The sequence below is a fragment of the Streptosporangium sp. G11 genome, assembly GCF_051192615.1.
In the GTDB taxonomy this organism is placed as follows: Bacteria; Actinomycetota; Actinomycetes; order Streptosporangiales; family Streptosporangiaceae; genus Streptosporangium.
The window spans coordinates 1-707 of the sequence record NZ_JBPJUQ010000348.1 but is presented as its reverse complement, the minus strand read 5'-3'; the positions used below and the strand labels follow the sequence as shown (position 1 = coordinate 707).

1 protein-coding gene is annotated in these 707 nt (G+C 65.3%); it reads right to left on the bottom strand.

Annotated elements, in window-relative coordinates; all coding sequences use genetic code 11:
• Positions 1 to 657, bottom strand: a 657-nt coding sequence (locus tag ACSDR0_RS50970; RefSeq protein ID WP_435296196.1) for a trypsin-like serine peptidase, incomplete at its 3' end; no start/stop codon positions are given.
• Between the last annotated feature and the right edge of the window lie 50 nt (positions 658 to 707).

Here is a 707-nt window from a genome sequence, read left to right as displayed (position 1 = left end):
GGAAACTTCCTTGGCGGTGCCGCCGCCGATCTGGACACCGTTGTAGACGGTCACGAACGCGTAGTCGCGGTCGTAGTCCTCGTAGTTGGCGAAGTCGTAGTGGGTGTAGGCGGTCTTGCCGACGTAGATGCCCCACGGGGTCTTGCCCTGGTAGTAGCCGGGGACGAAGACCCAGTTGTCCATGACGCTGGCGTCAGCCTTGTCGTCGTAGACGCAGTGACCGGCGGTGGCGACCAGGTTGCGGTACTTGCCCTGGATCGAGGTGGCCGAGCACCACTTCAGCTGGTTCTTCTCGTCGACGAAGAACACCTTGCCGATGGACTTCGGCAGGTTGATGTTCTTGACCTTCGCGGCGGTCTTCTTCTCTTCGCCGGTCGGGGCGACGACGCCGGGCTTGCCGTCGGGGGTGTAGCCACCGCCCGCGTTCAGCTTCGGCGTGGCCTTGGTCTCCCAGGTGTAGGGCGTGGCCTTGGCCAGGTTGTTCGTGGCGCCGTTGATCTTGAGCCAGAACTCGGCGACGTCGACCGCGGCCGGAGCGTCCTTGGCCAGGGTGTCGTAGGCCCAGTCCGGAACGGCGTTGGCGGTGCCGGCCAGGCCGGCGGCCAGCAGACCGGTGGCGAGAATGGCGCCACCGGCGGGGAGGAGGATGCGCTTCAAGGGGAGCTCCTTGGTCTGATGTGGAACGCTTCTTGCGTCCCATGCGTCAG